Consider the following 18241-nt stretch of genomic DNA (forward strand, 5'->3'; position numbering starts at 1 on the left):
TTCCGTCTCTGTCATCCCGCTCACGGCCGCCGCAGCGCAGCAACCAGCCCGTGACAAGTACACCGTCGGCCACTATGCCTTGTTTGGGGGTACCGGCGCGACCCAGGGGCGGGACGATGTGGCGAATCCCAGGGTCGTATCGTCCCGACGTGTCCCCTGCGCACAATAAGTCCGTCGTGTTGGAAGCGGTCTTGGCGGCGCTCGACGCGGGCCAGACGCCCGACCGGTCGATGCTGCGCGACGCCGTCCGGGAGCTCCTCTCCGCCCTCGCGCGCCGCGCGCCGGGACGGTCGGTGGAAGTGCGCGTCCCACCATACGGTGCGGTACAGGTGGGTGAGGGTCCACGACACACCCGGGGTACACCGCCGAATGTCGTCGAGATGGATCCGGTCACTTGGGTCCGTTTAGCCACGGGTCGGATGGCGTGGGACGAGGCGGTTACGCAGGGGCGCATCAGTGCTAGCGGCAACCGGGCCGACATATCAGCCTACATACCTATGTAACACCGTAGTAATTTAACGACCTCGGTAACGAGAGGAAGCCGAAAGGTGGCTCTCTGTTATCGGCCTCGCCTCGCGTACACTGTGGCGACAGGAAGTCCCGGATCAGCACTGAGGAGCGGCAGGTGCCCCGAGGCGACGGCCGGTTGAGCCACGACCTCGACCCCCAACGGCCCGGCCCGCAAGATGCTTGCGGCGTGTTCGGTGTCTGGGCGCCGGGGGAAGAGGTGGCAAAGCTCACCTATTTCGGTCTGTACGCGTTGCAGCACCGTGGCCAGGAGGCCGCGGGCATCGCGGTCAGCGACGGCTCCGGCGTGGTGGTCTACAAGGATCTCGGCCTCGTTGCCCAGGTCTTCGACGAGCCGACGCTCGCCAGCCTCCGCGGCCACCTCGCGATCGGGCACGCCCGCTACTCCACGACCGGCGGCTCGACGTGGGAAAACGCACAGCCGACGATCCGCGCGACGCCGGCCGGCACCACCATCGCGCTCGCGCACAATGGCAACCTTGTCAACACCGCTCAGCTCGCCCGCGAGGCGACGACCCGCGGTCTCGGCTCTGACGGCGCCACGTCGGACACCGCGCTCGTCACGATGCTGCTCGCCAGCCGTCCCGACCTCTCTGTCGAGGCGGCGGCGCTGGAGGTCCTGCCCACCCTCCGCGGCGCGTTCAGCTTCGTCTTCATGGATGAGACCACGCTGTACGCGGCACGCGACGCACACGGCGTGCGTCCGCTGGTGCTGGGCCGGCTGGAGCGTGGCTGGGTGGTCGCCAGCGAGACCGCCGCGCTGGACATCGTCGGGGCCAGCGTCGTGCGCGAGGTGGAGCCCGGAGAGCTGATCGCCGTCGACGAGCATGGCCTGCGGTCGGCTCGCTTCGCCGCGCCCGAGCCCAAGGGCTGCCTCTTCGAGTACGTCTACATCGCCCGTCCGGACACCACGATCGCCGGCCGCAATATCCACGCCGCACGCGTGCAGGTCGGCCGGCAGCTCGCCAAGGAGCACCCGGTCGAGGCCGACCTGGTGATCCCGGTGCCGGAGTCGGGCACGCCCGCCGCTATCGGCTACGCGGAGGGCTCCGGCATCACCTACGGCGCCGGCTTGATGAAAAACCCGTACGTCGGGCGCACCTTCATCCAGCCGTCGCAGACCCTTCGCCAGCTCGGCATCCGGCTCAAGCTCAATCCGCTCCGGGAAAACGTCCGCGGCAAGCGGCTGGTGGTCGTCGACGACTCGATCGTCCGCGGCAACACCCAGCGGGCGATCGTGCGGATGTTGCGCGAGGCCGGCGCCCTGGAGGTGCACGTGCGCATCTCCTCCCCACCGGTCACCTGGCCGTGCTTCTACGGCATCGACTTCGCCACCCGGGCCGAGTTGCTTGCCAATGGCCTGGATATCGAGGGCATCCGCCGCTCGATCGGCGCCGACACGCTCGGCTACGTGTCGCTCGCCGGCCTCATCGCCGCCACCGAGCAGCCGAAGACGCGACTGTGCCGCGCCTGCTTCGATGGCGAGTACCCGATCGAGCTGCCCGCCGGCAACCTGATCGGCAAACACGTGCTAGAGGGCGTCGACAAGCGCGTCGTCGCCGATAGCGGCACCGCGGGGGCGCCGCATGACCACGAGGCCGGAGCCGACCGCTCCGCGCCTGGCGCACATCCACTCGTCGCCAGTCCCGGCGGCGGGGACGCGCTGCACCGCCCGTAGCTAGTTCGTCGAGAGATCCTCGACCGCTACCCGACGCGGCCCGCCGCGAATGCACAAAGGGGAGAACCGTGACGCACGTGACCGAGCGCAGCAGCAGCGCGGGCAGCAACGGCGCCGGAAGCAGCCGCCAGCCGTGGAGTGCGGGGACGAGCCGTTCCGGCCGCAAGCGCACCGTGACGTACGCGGACGCCGGAGTGTCGATCCACGCCGGTGAGCGGGCTGTCGAGCTGCTGAAGTCCAAGGTGCATCGGACACTGCGGCCGGAGGTCATGGGCGATCTCGGTGGCTTCGCGGGGCTGTTCCGGCTCGACGTCAAAAAGTACAAGAACCCGATCCTCGCCTCGTCCACCGACGGCGTGGGCACCAAGCTGGTGATCGCGCAGCAGCTCGACATCCACGACACGGTCGGCATCGACCTCGTCGCGATGGTGGTCGACGACCTCGTGGCGTGCGGTGCGGAGCCGCTGTTCCTGCTTGACTACATCGCCTGCGGCGAGGTCGTGCCCGACAAGGTCGCGGAGATCGGCGCGGGCATCGCCGACGGCTGCCGGTACGCGGGCTGCGCGCTGCTCGGCGGCGAGACGGCCGAGCACCCCGGTGTGTTGCGCCCGGACGAGTACGACCTGTCCGCCACCGGCGTGGGCGTGGTCGAAGAGAGCGACATCCTCAGCCGCGAGCGGGTCGAGGTCGGCGACGTCGTGATCGCCATGGGCTCCTCCGGCCTGCACTCCAACGGCTTCTCGCTCGTGCGGCACGTGCTGCTCGGCGCCGGCCGGATGCGCCTCGACACGGTGGTGGACGACTTCGGCCGCCAGCGCACCCTCGGCGAAGAGCTGCTCACGCCGACCAAGATCTACGCGCGCGACTGCCTCAAGCTGATCGAGGAGTGCGAGGTGCGGGCGCTCGCGCACGTGACCGGTGGCGGCATCCCCGGCAACCTCGTGCGCATCCTGCCCGAGCACGTCGACGCGGTGGTCAACCGCTCCACCTGGAAGCCCCAGCCCATCTTCGAGCTGGTGCAGGCCAAGGGCCGGATCGACGACCCGGAGATGGAGTCGACGTTCAACATGGGCGTCGGCATGTTCGCGATCGTGTCGGCCGATGACGCCGACCGGGCGCTCGCCTTCCTCGCCGGCCGTGGCATCGCCGCCTGGCAGGCCGGTGAAATCATCGAGGGCACGGGCATGGTGCAGATGATCGGCCAGCACACGCGCGGCTAGTAACCCGCCGCTGATCTGGAAAAATCGGCGCGGGTGGATTCATCGGCGCGGATATATTCTAGATCGACGGGGCGGCGGCGGAGGAGTTGCACGGTGGCGGGCCAGCGGCAGGCGTTCAGCGGCATGCGTGGCATCGCCCCCGTACCGACCTATGTCGTCATGCAGCCCACGACGCTGTGCAACCTCGACTGCGCGTACTGCTACCTGCCCTTTCGGGCCGACGACCGCAAGATGCCGGCGGAGGTGGCGGCCGCGGTCGCCGGCGCGGTCAACGAGTGGGCCGTCGACGGCCGGTTTTCGGTGGTGTGGCACGGCGGTGAGCCGCTCGCGACCGGGCGGGAGCGCTTCGCCGAGCTGCTGGCACCCTTCGATCGCGCGGTCGAGCACCACGTGCAGACCAACGCCACGCTCGTCGACGACCGGTGGTGCGAGTTCTTCGCGGCGCACGAGATCCGGGTCAGCGTGAGCGTCGACGGCCCCCGCGAGCGCAACGCCGAGCGGGTCACCCGCGGCGGACGCCCCTCCTACGACCGCATCATGGGCGGCATCGAGGCGCTTCGCCGGCACGGCATCGGCTTCTCGGCCCTCTGCGTCGTGGCGCGCCCGGAGCCGGGGCTCGCCACGGAGCTGTACCAGTACTTCCTCGACCTCGGCTGCGATGTCCTCGGCATCAACATCGAGGAGTTGGAGGGCGTCAACGCCCGTTCCAACGCGCGCGACCCGGCGGCGGTCGCCGGCTTCTGGTCCGAGCTCGTCGCCGCGTGGCGCCACGACCCGCGCATCCACGTGCGCGAGGTGGAGTGGTCGCTGCGGTACGCCGCCGCGGTGCTCGACGGCACGGCCGACGAGGTGCTGCCACGGCAGCTCGACCCGATACCCACCATCGGGTACGACGGCTCGGTGGTCCTGCTCTCTCCCGAGCTGGCGGGCTTCACCGATCCCCGGTACGCGGACTTCACCAGCGGCAACGTGCTCTCCAGCCCGCTGCCCGACATCATCGCGGGCGCGGCCGCGGGCACGCCGTGGGTAGCCGAGTTTCTCGCCGGGGTGGAGGCGTGCCGGGCCACCTGTCCGTACTTCGGCTTCTGTGGCGGCGCGCACGCCGCCAACCGCTACTTCGAGCATGGGCGTTTCGACGGTACGGAGACCGATCACTGCCGCAACAGCAAGATCCATCTACTAGAGGGAGTGTTGGACCATGCCCGAGACCACGAGCCACCGGCCCCATGACGGTGCTCTCGATCCGGTGGCTCAGCGGGTGCACGACGCCCGGGCCGGGCTGACCGCGCTGCTGACCGAGGCGGAAGAGGCCCGCCGGCAGCGCGCCGAGGCCACCCCCACGGACTCCGGCGCGGTCTGCGCCTGGAACCACTTCGAGAACATCCCCACGTTCTACAACTGGAACAACCGTCCCCGTTGACGAACTGACCCCGGGATCAGGGCGCTCCGACGAGAACGGGGCGCCCTGATCGTGTTAGGCGGGTGACGTGGCGCGGGCACGCATGAGCACGCGGGCTGTCACCGCGTGCTCAAGTGTGACTACCGGTCAGTGGGCGCGGGGCGCCCAGTCGTCCGGGTCGTCTGCGTCGTCGTCCTCGTCATCGTCGACGTACTCCTTGTAGTCGTCGTCGATGACGTGGTCCGACTTGCCGCTGCCGGAGAGCTCTCGCTGCAAGGCGGCGAGGTCGGTGTTCGGGGAGTGGTACTTCAACTCCCGGGCCACCTTTGTCTGCTTGGCCTTAGCACGGCCGCGCCCCATGGCTCGACCCCCTCGCACAGAATTCGGGGCAGCCCGAAGGCGGGCCCCGATGACGTCAGGCATCTCTCGTGGCTCTTACGGTACATGGGGATGCCACGGTTCGGCACCTCGGGTTACCCGCGCCACCCCCGCGCGTCGCGCGAGATCGTCCGGATCCGGCCTCTGGGGTGGGTAAGGGTCGTTTTGCGGATCCGGTCATGACCGACACCGCCCGTTAGCCGAGATGGATGGAACGGAGCCGCCCAACCTCGGCCATGCGCCGCTCAGCCAGGTGATCGGCGGCCACGGCCGGTGGCACTCCGTCGGCGTCGGCGAGCCGGAGGATGTCCCTCGTGGTCTCGTAGATCCGGGTGGCGCGCAGCTTCGCCCGCTCGAAGTTGAAGCCCTCGATCTCGTCCGCGACCTGGATCACGCCGCCCGCGTTGACCACGTAGTCCGGTGCGTAGAGCACGCCGCGGTCGGCGAGCAGCTTTTCGATGCCGGGGTGGGCGAGCTGGTTGTTGGCCCCACCGGCGACCACCTTGGCACGCAGGATCGGCACCGTGTCGTCGTCGAGCGCGCCGCCGAGCGCGCAGGGCGCGTACACGTCGATGTCGGAGGTGATCAGCTCGGTCGTGTTCGCGACGATGTCGACCTGTGGGTGCGACCGGCGGACGAACTCGACGGCCGACTCGTTGACGTCGGTGGCGACGACCTTGGCACCGTCGTCGAGCAGATGGCGCACCAATACCTTGCCCACCTTGCCCAGGCCGGCCACGCCGACGCGGCGCCCGGCGAGCGTCGGCGCGCCCCAAGTGTGCTCGGCGGCCGCACGCATGCCCTGGAAGACGCCGAAGGCGGTGAGGATCGAGGAGTCGCCGGCGCCGCCGTGCTCGCGGCTGCGGCCGGTCACGTAGCGGGTCTCGCGGGCCACGACGTCCATGTCGGCCACGTAAGTGCCGACGTCGCAGGCGGTGTAGTAGCGGCCGCCCAGCGACTGCACGAAGCGCCCGTACGCCCGCAGGAGCGGCTCGGTCTTGACGCGCTCCGGGTCGCCCCAGATGACCGCCTTGCCGCCGCCGTGGTCGAGGCCGGCGAGCGCGTTCTTGTACGCCATGCCGCGGGAGAGGTCGAGCACGTCGCGGAGGGCGTCTTCTTCGCTCGCGTACGGGTAGAAGCGGGTGCCACCGAGCGCCGGGCCGAGCGCGGTCGAGTAGATGCCGATGATCGCTTTCAGGCCGGTCTGCTGGTCCTGGCAGAAGACGACCTGCTCGTGCGGGGTGGCGTCCTGGCTCTCTGTGCTGGTGAACACGTGCATGGGCTGCCTCCGGTAGGTCGTGGTGCACCCTTTTGGGGCGCGGCGACTCCAACGGCCGGCGGGGTGTTGCCGGCTCGATTCCGAGCCTAGTGCGACGCACCGGCCCCTCGCGTACCGCCAGAAACGAACCTTCTTCGACCCCACTCGCCCTCCGTCGTTGTCAAGCCAAAGGTTGGGCGCACTCGCCGCTCTGTCCGGTTGAAGAAGGTTCATTGGTGACGCCGACGTTGTCGGCGTACTTTTTCGTGGGAGGATCGCGCCGTGCCGTCGCTGTTCGCTTCGTATTTGCGGGTCTATGAGCCGTTGACCGCCTTCGACCGCGACCGCCAGATGTTCTGGCGGCGGTACGTGCGGGAGGGCCGTGCGGTGGCGCCGATCGAGGGCCCCGGCCGCCAGCGCACCGCCGTGCTGGAGGCGCTCGGCGCTGGCTGGACCCGCCTGCCCGACCTGCCCGACGAGGCGTACGTGTTGGAGGCCGACGACACTCTGCTGGTCTGTCCCTGGAACCTGCGCGTGCGCGTCGCTGAGGCGGCCCTGAGCGCCCGTGACGGGGTGCCCTCGGTGCTCGCCGACGCGTTCGTGCCGCCGATTCTGGCGGGCCAGGCGAAGGCGATCGTCGAAGACTGGCGCAGCGGCGCCCGGGTGCTCGAGCACGGTGTGCCCCGCGTGCACGAGCAGATCGCGACGTGGGGTGTGCCGCTGCGGTGGTTCGTCTTCGTCGACGCCGACGAGCGCGAGCTCGTCACCCGGCGCGGCCGGCGGGCGCTGCGCTACCGCACGGAGATCTCCAAGGCGCGGCGGCGGGCCCACCGGGGCGTCTCGGTGCTCCGCAAGTCGGTGGGCGACGCGCCGATCACCGAGGCGGTCGAAGAGGGGGCGCGGTGGTTGGAAGAGTTCCACCCCCGATCGGTCGTGGAGCTCGATTACGGCGGTCTTGTCGACTTGCTGTCGGACGACGTCCTAGAAGACGACGATTCGCCCAAACTGGTCGCCGCCGGGCTCGCCGGGCTGTCCCGTGGAGACGCCGACGCGGCGACCGAGGCGTACGAGAAGCTGGTGTCTCGGTGGCGCGCGGTCCAGTTACTGGAACGGTGCAATTAAGGCCGATTTCGGTACACTGGGCGCGCTCCCAGTGGCCCAAAAGCACGTAATTGGCTAATCACGAAGCGTGACACAGGGTCCAAAAAAGACGGTTTCTGGCGTATAAAATCACCATAAATCGGTCATTGCTCATCCGTCCATCCAAGGACGTTAGGCCGTTCGGCCCATGTCGGACATCGGGGACTAGCCGGACCATGGGAGACGCGTCGGCCGGCGGGACCCCGGCCGATGTCTATAGGTATGTGGAGGAGTGACCGATGGCATCGCGAACGCACGAACCAGAGCCGCTACTCACGCCGGCCGAGGTGGCGTCGATGTTCCGTGTTGACCCGAAGACTGTGACCCGGTGGGCGAAGGCGGGAAAGCTCAGTGCGATCCGGACTCTGGGTGGCCACCGGCGTTACCGCGAGTCTGAGGTTCGTGCTCTGTTGCAGGGGCAGATTCCCCAGCAGCGTCAGGGAGACTGACGGACCGCTCTCCAGTCGAGCCTTTGTGCGAAGGGCGGGACACCCGTAAGGTGTCCCGCCCTTCGACTGTGTGGGAACGCGAACTACGTCAATGCGGGATCCGGGCTGGCCAGAGCGCCGTCGCGGAGCATGAGCACGCGGTCGGCCATGTCGATGAGGCTGGCGTCGTGGGTGGCCACGAGGGCGGTCATGCCGCGCGCCCGCACCAGGGCCCGGAGCAGGTCCATAATGGACCGTCCGGTCTCGGAGTCGAGCTGGCCGGTCGGCTCGTCGGCGATGAGCAGCTGAGGATCGTTGGCCAGCGCCCGCGCGACCGCCACGCGCTGCTGTTGGCCACCGGACAGCTCGTACGGCCGCTGCGCCGCGTGCGCGCCCAGCCCCACCATCTCCAGCAGCATCGCCACCCGCTGCTCGCGCTCGGCCGGCGGCACCTTGGCCAGCCGCAACGGCACGCCGACGTTTTCCGCGGCCGACAAGATCGGGATCAGGCCGAACGACTGGAAGACGAACCCGATCGTGCCGCGCCGCAATGACAGCAGCTCCGCCTCGCCAGCGGCGGTGACGTCGTGCCCGGCCACGCACACCGTGCCGGCGGTGGGGCGGTCGAGCCCGCCGATGAGGTTGAGCAGCGTGGTCTTGCCGGCGCCGGAGCGGCCCCGGATCGCCACCAGCTCGCCCTCGCCGGCCGCGAAGCTCACGTCGCGCACCGCGTGCACCACCCGCCCGCCGCTGCCGAAGTCACGGCTGACGCCCTCCACCTGGACGATCATTTCTCCCCACCATCCCCGCGGCGGACCTCGACGTGGTCGGGTTCGAGGTTGAGCTTGACCCGTTCGCGCAGCGCGAGCGAGTCGACGAAGGCGGCCGGCAGCTGCATGCGGCCGGCGCGGTCGAGCAGCGCGTACTCCTCGGTCACCAGCTCGTGCGACCCGTCGTCGGCGACCCGTGCCGAGCGGCGCACCTCCGATGCCGTCCGGCCGTCGCGGATCGCGACCGTGCGGCGGACCTGGGACGCGACCTGCGGGTCGTGGGTGACGACCACGATCGTGACGCCGAGCTCCGCGTTGATCGTGCGTAGCGCGCCGAAGACCTCGCCCGCGGTGGCCTCGTCGAGCTCGCCGGTGGGCTCGTCGGCGAAGAGCACCTCCGGGTCGTTGGCGACCGCCACGGCGACCGCACAACGCTGCTGCTCGCCACCACTCATCTGGGCCGGCCGCCGGTCGGCGCAGTGCGCTACGCCGACCATCTCCAGAAGCTCCTGGGCGCGCGTGCCGGCCCGGCGCCGGGCCAGGCGCATCGGCAGCTCGACGTTTTCCTTGGCGGTGAGGTACGGGAGCAGGTTGCGGGCGGTCTGCTGCCAGACGAAGCCCACCATGTGCCGCCGGTAGCGCAGGCGGCGCTTCGCCGACATCGTGAGCAGGTCGACGCCGGCCACCCGGGCGATGCCCGCGGTCGGCACGTCGAGGCCGGAGAGGATGTTGAGGAGCGTCGACTTGCCCGATCCGGAGGCGCCCACGATCGCCAGCAGCTCGCCGCGGTCGACCACCAGGTCGAGCCCCTGGAGTGCCACGACCTCGATGCCGTCGGTCTTGAAGATGCGCACCAGGCCGTCGCAGACGATGTGGCCACGCAGCCGGTCGGTGCCGCCGGCCCGCGCCGCCGCTCGCTCGGCCGCCCGCTGCTGCAACTCCGCGAGGCTGGGCGTGTCGGTCGTCGCTGTCACTGTGTCCCTCCGGTCGCTCGCTCAGCACCGGCCCGAGGAGGCCGCCTCCGCCGCTCGTTCAAGAGCCCTCCTGTCCCACGCGCAGCACCTCACCGAGGCGCAGCCGCCGGTTGATCACATTCTCGACGAAGACCGCGGCGGCCAGGGAGGCCGCCACGAGCGCCAGCACCGCGCCGACCAGGAGCGGATCGAGGGCGGTGCGCACGGCCGCGCCGCTGGTGAAGCTCGACAGGCCCAGCGCCGGCCCGATCACCCGGGGCAGGAACACGCCCACCAGACCACCGGCCAGCACCGCGATGGCCACGAGGGGCACCAGCTCGTACACGAGCAGGCCCCGGCCCTGCCGACCAGAGAGGCCGAGCGTGCGGAGGCGGGAGAGCACCTGACCGCGGATCCGGGCGCCGGCCAGCACGGTGAAGCCGACCGCCAGCAGCGCCAGCGCGGTCGCACCGACCGCCCCGGTCGTGAACGTGAAGCTGAGCACCTCGTTGGCGCCGGTCTCGTCCAGGTCGCGGCGGTGGTCGGCCCAGGTGGTGACCGTGACGCCGCTGGCCGAGCCCTCGGCGCTCGCCGCGCGCAGCGCCTCCGCGCTCGCGTCGCCGGCGACCAGGAACTGGTTGAGCGCGACCGCGGCCGGGTCCGGCAGCGCCTGGAGCGGCAGCACGATGAACCGCCCGCTCGTCGAGCCGATACCCGGGAACGCGTCCGCGACCGCGGCGACCGTGAAGTCGAACGCGTGGCTGTGCATGGTCGTCGCCCCGCCGGCGCCCACCTCGGCGGCGATGTCCGGAGAGACGAGTGCCGGCAACGGGCCACCGCCGGGCCGGGCGTCGACAAGGGCGGGCGGCACCGAGACGCCCACTCCGCTCGACCTGACGACCCGGTCCAACGCGGCCGCGTCCACCACGGCCACCAGCACCGAGCCGCGGCCGCTCGCGCTCGTGTAGCTGGTCGCCGTGTCGACGGCCACCGGCGCGACCGCGGTCACGCCGGGCACGGCGGCGAGCCGCTCGGCGGTATCCGGCGTGAAGGCGAACCCGGACACCCGCGCGTCGGCCGGGATCTCCTGGTCGGCGGCGCGGTCGCGGGCGTCGCCGATCGACGACATGACCACGGCGCTGAAGATGCCGGTGGCGATCGCGACCACCAGCACAGCCAGCGGTCCGATCGTGACCGGTGCGCCCCGGCCGGCGCGTGCGAGGCCGAGGAAGGCGACCGCGCCGCGGGCCCGCGCGGCGAGCCTGCCGAGCTGCCCCAGCGGCCACGGAAACACCCGCAGGGCGATGATCGCCGCGCCGACGGCGAGCAGCACCGGCACCGACGCGAGGTAGGGGTCGACGCCACCGTCCTGGCTCAGCCCGCGCCGCCGCAGCAGGTACACGCCGAGGCAGGCGACCACGAGGAAGAACAGCTCGGCCGTGAGCCGGCGCACCGAGGGCCGGTGGCGGACGAGATCCTGCCTGCGGGCGGTGAACGACAGGCGGCGCTGGCTCACCGCCGCGAGCACCGGGATCACCAGCGTGGCCACCACGCCGGTAGCCACGACCAGCCAGCCGGTGGCCGCCGCACGGCCGGGTACGTACGTGCCGAGGAGCCAGCCGGCGGCCGTGGCCAGCGGGAGCACGACCAGCGACTCGGCCAGCGCCCGCCCGCCGATCGCCGCGATCGTGCCGCCCCGCGCCCGCAGCAGCGCGAACTCCTCCCGCCGCCGCTCCACCGCCAGCGCGGCCGCGAGCGCGATCAGCCCGAGGAGTGTGGCGACGAGCCCCGCCTGTACGACCGCCAGCAGCGCCGAGACCGCACGCAGCTGCCCGTCGAAGCGCACGAGCGTGGCGTCCAGGTTTGTCGACGTGGTGAGGCCGGGCGCCGGCGGCGTGCGCTTGACCTCGGCGAACGCGGTGATGAGCGGCTCGAGCATGCCGCCGTCGAGCCGTTTCTCGTCGATCCGGTATCGCCAGGTGAGCGACAGCGGCCCCAGCGAACGTGCGGCGGTGCCGAGGCCCGGGCCGTCGGTCACCGCCATCACGGCACCAGGAGTCTCCGGCGGCAGGCCCGCAAACGGCTCCAGCGCCAGGCGCAGGGTGTCCCAGGCGCGGTCGGTGGCGTCGACCGGCTCGAAGACGCCGACGACCGTCACCGCCGGCAGGCCGGCACCCACCCCCCTCTGCGGGGCGGGATCGACCTCGAGGACGGTGCCCACCGATGCGCCGAGCTGCTTGGCCACCGCGGTGGAGACGGCCACCTCGATGCCGCGTACCTCCGGGCCGTTCGCCGGCCAGCGACCCGCGGTGACGCGTACCCGATCGGTCATGCCGGCCTGGGTGCGGAGGCCGAACTGGGTCCGCGGGCCGGCCGGCGCGAACGTGACCCCTTCGATCCCGGCGGTGAACCACGCGTCGCCTATCAACCCGCGCACCTGCGCCGGCATCCGGTCGCGGTGGGTCGCCAGCGCGGCCTCCGCGGAGCCGAGCTTGGGGTCGTCTGCCACCGAGTCGGGCCGCTGCTCGAGGGTGATATCCCTGGCGGAGTACGGCAGCCGGGCGACGTCTTCGCGCAGCGCGCGGTCGGTGAGGTCGTTGGCGAGCCGGGGCGCTGCCGTGATCAGGAGGGCGGCGACGAGGGCGAGGGCGGCGAGCAGCCCGAACTGTCCGGCGAAGACCCGGACCCGCCAGAGCACGGCTCTCACGCGTCCGCCCCGATCCGCAGCTGGGCCGCGATGAGCCGTTGTCGGGCCGCGAGAGCCACCGACGCGCTGAGCACGAGCGTGAGCGCGAGCAGCCCGGCCGCGGTGGCCCCGACCGGCGACCACTCGACGGTGAGCAGCGGCTCCGGCACCGGCCGGCCGGCCGCGGGCGTGAGGATGACCAGCGGCGCCATCGTGGCGGCCACGCCCACGCCCACCACCAGCCCGACCAGTACGCCCACCCCGGCCAGGAACGTCTGCTCCGCCACCAGCGAGCGGCCGAGCAGGCGCGGGCTCGCGCCGAGCGTGTGGAGCACGGCGAGCTCGCCGACCCGGCGGCGGGCGGTGGCGCGGATGTCGACGCCGATGCCCATCGCCGCGATGAGCACCGCGCCGAGGGCGGCGGCGAAGAGGGCGGCGCGCGCGCCCACGCCGTACGGGTCGCGGCCGGCCGCCGCCGCGGCGGCGCGGCGGTCGAGCACCTGGATGCCGGACAGCGCGGTGGCGGCCGTAGCGGTCGCATGTGGATCCGCGCCGGTCGCGAGCCACCACTCCTGCGGCTGGCGCACCTCGCCGTAGCCGTAGAAGGCCTCCGCGGCCAGGGACGGGAGGTCGGCGAGCAGCGCGGCGGTGTCCTCGGTGCCGGGCACGGCGGACACCGTGCCCACGACCTTGACGCCGACCTCGTCCGCCCCGAGCGACATGCGCGTCTCGTCGCCGCTGCCCATGCGCAGCGCGGAGAGGGCCGCCGGCGTGGCGACCACCGGCACCGGCGCGGCCTTGCGGGCGCGGGTGACGACGAGCGTGACGGGCTGCGCGCCGCCCCACCTCGCTGCGGTCTGGAGGGTGTACTCGGCGGTCGCCTCGGCACCGCCGACGGCCTCGTCACCGGCGCGGGTACGCGCCTGCCACGGCCCGGCGGCGCCCAGGTCGACCGGCGTGCCTCCGGCCGACAGCGAGCGCATCCGCCAGCCCACCTGGAAACCCGCCGGCCCATTGGTGTTGACCAGGAACCCGGCCAGCCGCGCCGGCTGGAGGTCTGCGGGCAGGTCGACGGAGAAGCGCAGCGGCTGTGCGTTGCCGCTGAAGCCGAGCGGGACCCGCCGGTAGCCGCCCGCCACCGCGAAGACCGCGGAGGTCTCCACGGGCGGCTCGGGCGGTGCCCAGAACTCGTTGGTCCAGTTGGCCACCTCGGTCTCCACCACGCCGGAGATCCGCCGGGTCTGCGCCGGCAGGTCGACGACGGGCGACTCGGCCCGAGCGTCGCTCAGCTTCGCGAAGAGGCTCTGCGGTGAGCCGCCGGCCAGGTCGTCGCGGACCCGCACCACATCGGCCGCCCGCGTCGCGTCCAGCGAGATCACTGACGCGCTCACGCCGTCGGTGCCCAGCCGCAGGCTGTCTCGCCAGGCCGGCAGCACGGTCTCGGCGCCGGGCAGCGCCTCGATCTCGGCCGCCCGCCCGTCGGGCGCGAAGCGGGTCGACTCCAGTAGCCGCAGGTCGGCGCCGACCTGGTGGTCGGCCTGGTCGACCAGGGAACGCTCGGAGGTGCCGGCCAGGCACCACGCGAGCGTGCTCACCGCGACGGCGAGCGCGAGCAGGAGCACCGGACCGGCCTGCGGCCGCCGCCCCGCCTGCCACATGCCGAATATCGTGGCGGTCCACGGCTTGCGGTCGACCGCCCGCTCGGCGAGCCGGGTCAGCGGCGGGAGCGCCCGCAGCGCGATCGCCGCGCCGGCCAGCACGCCGAGCGTCGGGCTCGCCGCGAGCAGGGGATCGATACCGAGATCGCCGCCGGCCAGCGGGGAAGAATATTGCCGCAGCTGGAACCAGCCGAGCACGGCCAGGCCCACCAGCGCGATGTCGAGGCTGGCCCGCTGGGCGGCCGCGCGCCGGGTCGGGCGGGAGCGGCTGGCCATCTCCGCCACGTACGTGCCGCCGCGGCGCAGTGCCGGGCCGAGCATCGCCAGCGCGCAGCCGGCGGCGGCCAGGCCGGCCACCACCCAGGTCAGCGCGTCGAACCGGGGGTTGAGCCGCAGGGCACCGGCCGCGAGCATGGGCACCCGGTCCACGTACCGGAGGATCTGGCTGGTCAGGAGCGGCGCCAGCACGGCCGCGGGTAGGACGACCAGCGCGGCCTCGCGGGCGGCCAGGCCGGCGAGCTGCAATCGGGCGGCGCCGCGCGCCCGCAGCAGCGCGGTCTCGCCGCGGCGCTGCTCGTTCATGAGCAAGGCGACGAGCACGAGCGCGTATCCGCCGAGCACCACCATCAGCAGCATCGGCGTGACGAGTGCCGAGCGGCCGACCAGGTCGGCCCGCTCCAGGCGCCCGGTGAGCTGGTCGAGCCGCGAGGTGACGAGCCCGGACGAGCCCAGGCCGACCTCGTCGGCAAGCGAGTCGACGGCGGCGGTGGTGGCCCGGCGGAGCCCGCCGAGGGCGGAGAGCGGTGCGCCGCCCAGGTCCGGCTCGACGAGCCAGGCGGCCGAGGCGCTGGTGGCGTAGCCGCTGAGGAAGTCGGCCCGGTCCACGACGAACGGCCCGTACGTGGAGGACTGCGGCGCGACGCCGTCCGCGACGCCGGGGGCGAGGCGCCAGTACGGTGCGGTCGGGTCGCGCGGGCGCCAGATGCCGGAGACCTCGATCTCGGAGGTCTTGCCGCTCAGCCGGTCGCGGATGGCGACCCGCTCGCCCACGTCGACGTGCAGGGAGCGGGCGGCCGCCTCGGCCAGCACGGTGCGCACCGGTGTCGCGCCCGGCTCAGGCCACGCGCCGGCCACCAGGTCGGCGTGCTCGGCCAGCCCGTCGAGAAACGTGACCGACGCGAAGACCACGCCGTCCTTGTCCGGGCGGGCGTCACCGACGTCGCCGGTGAGCTGCCGCCCCACCGCGTACCCGGCGGTGGAGACCTGCGCGGGAATGCCCGCGAAGCCGCCCGCGAACTTGTCGTGGACCGCGGCGTCCCGCGTGGCGAACTCCCTGCCCCCGGCCGGGCCCTGGACGAGGATCGAGCGCTCCTCGGGCGCCGCGGAGGCGACGGCGCTGCGCGCGCCGGCGTCGACCACCTCGCGGCTGTAGTCGGCCAAGCCGGTGAGCAGGACGGTCGCGATCAAGGTCGCACCGGTCGCCGCGAGGAGGAGACTTTTCACTCCACGGGCGCGACGAAACACCAGCCTCATGCGTCTCCGTCTCTTCGCCGTCTACGAGCGATGGATGTCTCGGGAGGCGAAGAAGGTTGGCGCAGTTACCGGAACGTGATCTGTCGGAGAGTAGTCAATAAATCACCTGCCGTTGGTCAGCGGCCGTTAGCGTCGATGCATGAGGGTCGCGCGGAGCCGGCTGCTCCAAAACGCCGCAGCCAGCTCGTGCATCCTGCTGATCCTCGTGGCCATCGGCGTCGGCCTGCCCATGGTCGACCGGGCGCTGCCCGCCGAGCGGCCCGTCCCGCCCCACCTGCCGTACGAGGTGGGTGGCGGTGTGACCGTCGTACCGCCGGCCGGGGCGATGCTCGACGTGACCCGCACCCGCCCCACCGCGCGGCAGGGCACCGCGCTCTTCGTCCTCGGCCAGGTCCGGTACGTGATCGTGGTCGCGCCCTTCGGCGGTGACCTCGACGGCGCCGTCGACCGCCTCCGCCGCAAGGTGGCCAACGCGGACGGGCAGCTCGAAGCGGGCCTGCCGGCGCTGACCGGCACGGGGCTCACCGGGCGCGAGGGCGCGTACACGACACCGGACCGCGCCGGGCGGTACGCGGTCTTCCTCGCGCCCGAGGTCTCCATCGAGGTGACGGTCAGCGGCACCGAAACCCAGCTCGCGGAGAACGAGCCGGCGATCGAGGCGAGCGTCGCCACCATCACCTACCGGGGGCGGTTGTGACGGCGACGGCCGGGTGCCCCGGTGGCCACGGTGTGCCGCCGCGGAGCGCCCGCACCGCTCCCGTACATCCGACGCCGGCCTGGGCGGTGGCCCGAAAGTCGCTCCTGCTGCCGGCGTTCTGGCTTGTCGCGCTGCTGATGGCGGTGGGCGCCGTGCGCACGGTCGTGCTGATCCGGCACGCGATCGCGGAGTTTCCGGTGGCGACCACCGCCGCGCTGGCGCTGTTCGCCGTGTACGCGGTGCCGTTCTGGCTCTTCGTCGCCGCGCTCGACTACCTGGAGCGGGAGCCGCCGCTGCTGCTGGCGACCGCGTTCGGCTGGGGCGGGCTGGTCGCCACGACCGTCTCCGCGCCCGGCAGCATCGCGATCCAGAACATGCTCGCCAAGGCCTACTCCCCGGGCTTCGCCGCGGCCTGGGGCTCGGCCATCGCCGGCCCCACGGTCGAGGAGGTCGCCAAGACGCTCGGCATCGTCGCGATCGTGCTGATCGCTCGGGCGCAGATCAACAGCGTCCTGGACGGCGTCATCTACGGCTCGCTGGTCGGACTCGGCTTCCAGGTGGTCGAAGACGTCGTCTACGCGGTGAGCGCGGTCGCCGCCGCGGGCCGGGGCGACGACGTCGGGCCGGTGGTGGGCACGTTCTTCGTGCGGGGCTTCCTCGCCGGCCTCTGGAGCCACACGCTCTTCAGCGCGCTGGCCGGCGCCGGCGTGGCCTCCGTGCTGGTCCGGACCGACCGCACCGTGCGCTTCCGGATCGGCGTGGCGGTGGCCTGCTTCCTCGGCGCGTGGGCGTGCCACTTCGTCTGGAACTCACCGCTGCTCGCCGTCGAGGTGGGCGACAACGGATACCTCCTGATCGCGGTGCTGCTGGCCAAGGGCATCCCGCCGATGCTGGCGATCCTGCTGCTGGTGCGCACCGCCCGGCACCGGGAGGCGGACTACTACACCCAGCAGCTCGCCGCGCTCGACGACCCGGACATCGCCACCCCTGCCGAGCTGCGCGTGCTGAGCATGGGACACCTGCGGGCCAACGCCCGGCGCTACGCGTACGCGCGGGTGGGCGTGCTCGGGCGGCGGGCGGTGCGCCGGCTCCAGCGGGCCCAGGCACGGCTGGCGCTGGAGCTGAGCCGGACGCAGGCGACGCACGAGTCGGCGGCGGTGAGCCACTGGCGCGACGAGGTGCTGCTCCAGCGGGGCCGGCTGCGCGCACTGGGCCACCCGGAGGCGACGACGCTCGACGACCGCCGCGGCTCCATGCGCCGCCGCATGCTCATCCTCACCGTTACGCTACTCATCCTCGCCGCAGCGTGTGCCGCACTGTCTTTCTAGAAGACGAAGATTTGAGCTACCGCGACGTCCGCCGTGGTCCCGACCGCTGCTCCCGCGGCCTCACCCGTCCGCTGTTGGTCGCGCCGCGTCACAGACGGTGCTCCCGCGGCCTTGCCCGTCCGCTGTTGGTCCTGCGGTTTGGTCTTTGCACCGCGGACCCGGCAGCGGAGGCCGGGGGTTTCGGCGAGCCCTGGCGAGCCGCCGGCCTCCGCGGTCTCCGGCGGGAGCGGCGGCCTACAGCTGACGCGGCCCGGGAAATCTGCCTGAGAAACATTAGGGGCGCCCCATTGAGGGGCGCCCCTAACTCTGATCGGTCATTCGGTCGGTGGGTGGCCGCCGTCGCCTTCTACAACCTGGTCCGGCGTGCCGTCCTCGTCCAGGTCGGACATCGTGACGTTGACCTTGCCGTCGCCGTCCGTGTCGAACTGGTACAGATCGGTCTTGCCGTCGCCGTCGGTGTCGGCGGCCCACAAGTCGGTCTTGCCGTCGTTGTTGGTGTCCATCTTCAACAGGTCGACGCGCTCGTCGCCCCTGGTCTCGACCGTTTCCTGCGGCTCGCTCATAGTCGTCCCTCGCTTAGGGTGTCG

General features: G+C 72.1%; 16 protein-coding genes. 9 read left to right on the plus strand and 7 right to left on the minus strand.

Annotated features, from left to right (window positions below; all coding sequences use genetic code 11):
- The first annotated feature begins 230 nt into the window (after positions 1-230).
- The 5 genes from ACTMTJ_RS11640 (at position 231) to amcA (ending at position 4846) form a co-directional block, all read left to right on the plus strand.
- A complete protein-coding gene (locus ACTMTJ_RS11640) occupies positions 231-503 on the plus strand; it encodes a sterol carrier family protein (RefSeq protein WP_441216335.1) in 273 nt (90 codons plus the stop codon).
- 122 nt (positions 504-625) lie between these two features.
- Entirely contained in the window at positions 626-2206 is a 1581-nt protein-coding gene (gene purF, locus ACTMTJ_RS11645) for an amidophosphoribosyltransferase (RefSeq protein ID WP_441216162.1), read from the plus strand.
- A 68-nt stretch (positions 2207-2274) separates the two neighbouring features.
- Entirely contained in the window at positions 2275-3426 is a 1152-nt protein-coding gene (purM, locus tag ACTMTJ_RS11650; protein WP_441216163.1) for a phosphoribosylformylglycinamidine cyclo-ligase, read from the plus strand.
- A 123-nt stretch (positions 3427-3549) separates the two neighbouring features.
- Positions 3550-4656 (plus strand): cyclophane-forming radical SAM peptide maturase AmcB, encoded by a 1107-nt coding sequence (amcB, locus tag ACTMTJ_RS11655; RefSeq protein WP_441216337.1) that lies wholly within the window; start codon positions 3550-3552, stop codon positions 4654-4656.
- Positions 4625-4846 (plus strand): multiple cyclophane-containing RiPP AmcA, encoded by a 222-nt coding sequence (gene amcA / locus ACTMTJ_RS11660; protein ID WP_441216164.1) that lies wholly within the window; start codon positions 4625-4627, stop codon positions 4844-4846. Before amcB ends, amcA begins: the two co-directional genes overlap by 32 nt.
- 126 nt (positions 4847-4972) lie before the next feature.
- On the opposite strand, the gene ACTMTJ_RS11665 is transcribed toward amcA, so the two are convergent.
- The gene (locus ACTMTJ_RS11665; RefSeq protein WP_441216165.1) at positions 4973-5185 is read right to left on the minus strand and encodes a DUF3073 domain-containing protein; all 213 of its coding nucleotides are present in this window, start codon (positions 5183-5185) and stop codon (positions 4973-4975) included.
- A gap of 214 nt (positions 5186-5399) precedes the next feature.
- Positions 5400-6482 (minus strand): Leu/Phe/Val dehydrogenase, encoded by a 1083-nt coding sequence (locus ACTMTJ_RS11670; protein WP_441216166.1) that lies wholly within the window; start codon positions 6480-6482, stop codon positions 5400-5402.
- A gap of 261 nt (positions 6483-6743) precedes the next feature.
- Between ACTMTJ_RS11670 and ACTMTJ_RS11675 the strand changes: the two genes are divergently transcribed.
- Positions 6744-7583, plus strand: a complete 840-nt coding sequence (locus tag ACTMTJ_RS11675; protein ID WP_441216167.1) for a hypothetical protein — start codon at positions 6744-6746, stop codon at positions 7581-7583.
- 257 nt (positions 7584-7840) lie between these two features.
- Positions 7841-8050 (plus strand): BldC family transcriptional regulator, encoded by a 210-nt coding sequence (locus ACTMTJ_RS11680; protein ID WP_007073996.1) that lies wholly within the window; start codon positions 7841-7843, stop codon positions 8048-8050.
- Positions 8051-8133: 83 nt separating this feature from the next.
- Here ACTMTJ_RS11680 and ACTMTJ_RS11685 read toward each other — a convergent pair whose 3' ends face one another.
- The 4 genes from ACTMTJ_RS11685 to ACTMTJ_RS11700 are packed head-to-tail and all read right to left on the minus strand — an operon-like array spanning position 8134 to position 15563.
- Positions 8134-8820, minus strand: coding sequence for an ABC transporter ATP-binding protein (locus tag ACTMTJ_RS11685; protein ID WP_441216168.1), 687 nt, complete (start codon positions 8818-8820; stop codon positions 8134-8136).
- A complete protein-coding gene (locus ACTMTJ_RS11690) occupies positions 8817-9773 on the minus strand; it encodes an ABC transporter ATP-binding protein (protein ID WP_441216169.1) in 957 nt (318 codons plus the stop codon). The genes ACTMTJ_RS11685 and ACTMTJ_RS11690 overlap by 4 nt, the downstream gene beginning before the upstream one ends.
- 58 nt (positions 9774-9831) lie before the next feature.
- Positions 9832-12459 carry an FtsX-like permease family protein gene (locus ACTMTJ_RS11695; protein WP_441216170.1) on the minus strand — a complete coding sequence of 876 codons (2628 nt, stop codon included), beginning with the start codon at positions 12457-12459 and terminating at the stop codon, positions 9832-9834.
- Positions 12456-15563, minus strand: coding sequence for an FtsX-like permease family protein (locus ACTMTJ_RS11700; protein ID WP_441216171.1), 3108 nt, complete (start codon positions 15561-15563; stop codon positions 12456-12458). The genes ACTMTJ_RS11695 and ACTMTJ_RS11700 overlap by 4 nt, the downstream gene beginning before the upstream one ends.
- 205 nt (positions 15564-15768) lie before the next feature.
- Here ACTMTJ_RS11700 and ACTMTJ_RS11705 point away from each other — a divergent pair, with 205 nt between their 5' ends.
- Both ACTMTJ_RS11705 and ACTMTJ_RS11710 read left to right on the plus strand, forming a co-directional pair.
- Positions 15769-16326, plus strand: coding sequence for a hypothetical protein (locus ACTMTJ_RS11705; RefSeq protein ID WP_441216172.1), 558 nt, complete (start codon positions 15769-15771; stop codon positions 16324-16326).
- The gene (locus ACTMTJ_RS11710) at positions 16323-17654 is read left to right on the plus strand and encodes a PrsW family intramembrane metalloprotease (RefSeq protein WP_441216173.1); all 1332 of its coding nucleotides are present in this window, start codon (positions 16323-16325) and stop codon (positions 17652-17654) included. The genes ACTMTJ_RS11705 and ACTMTJ_RS11710 overlap by 4 nt, the downstream gene beginning before the upstream one ends.
- 314 nt (positions 17655-17968) lie before the next feature.
- On the opposite strand, the gene ACTMTJ_RS11715 is transcribed toward ACTMTJ_RS11710, so the two are convergent.
- The gene (locus ACTMTJ_RS11715; RefSeq protein ID WP_441216174.1) at positions 17969-18217 is read right to left on the minus strand and encodes a hypothetical protein; all 249 of its coding nucleotides are present in this window, start codon (positions 18215-18217) and stop codon (positions 17969-17971) included.
- Between the last annotated feature and the right edge of the window lie 24 nt (positions 18218-18241).

Origin of the sequence: Phytohabitans sp. LJ34 (genome assembly GCF_052068095.1) — a bacterium.
Lineage (GTDB): Bacteria > Actinomycetota > Actinomycetes > Mycobacteriales > Micromonosporaceae > Phytohabitans.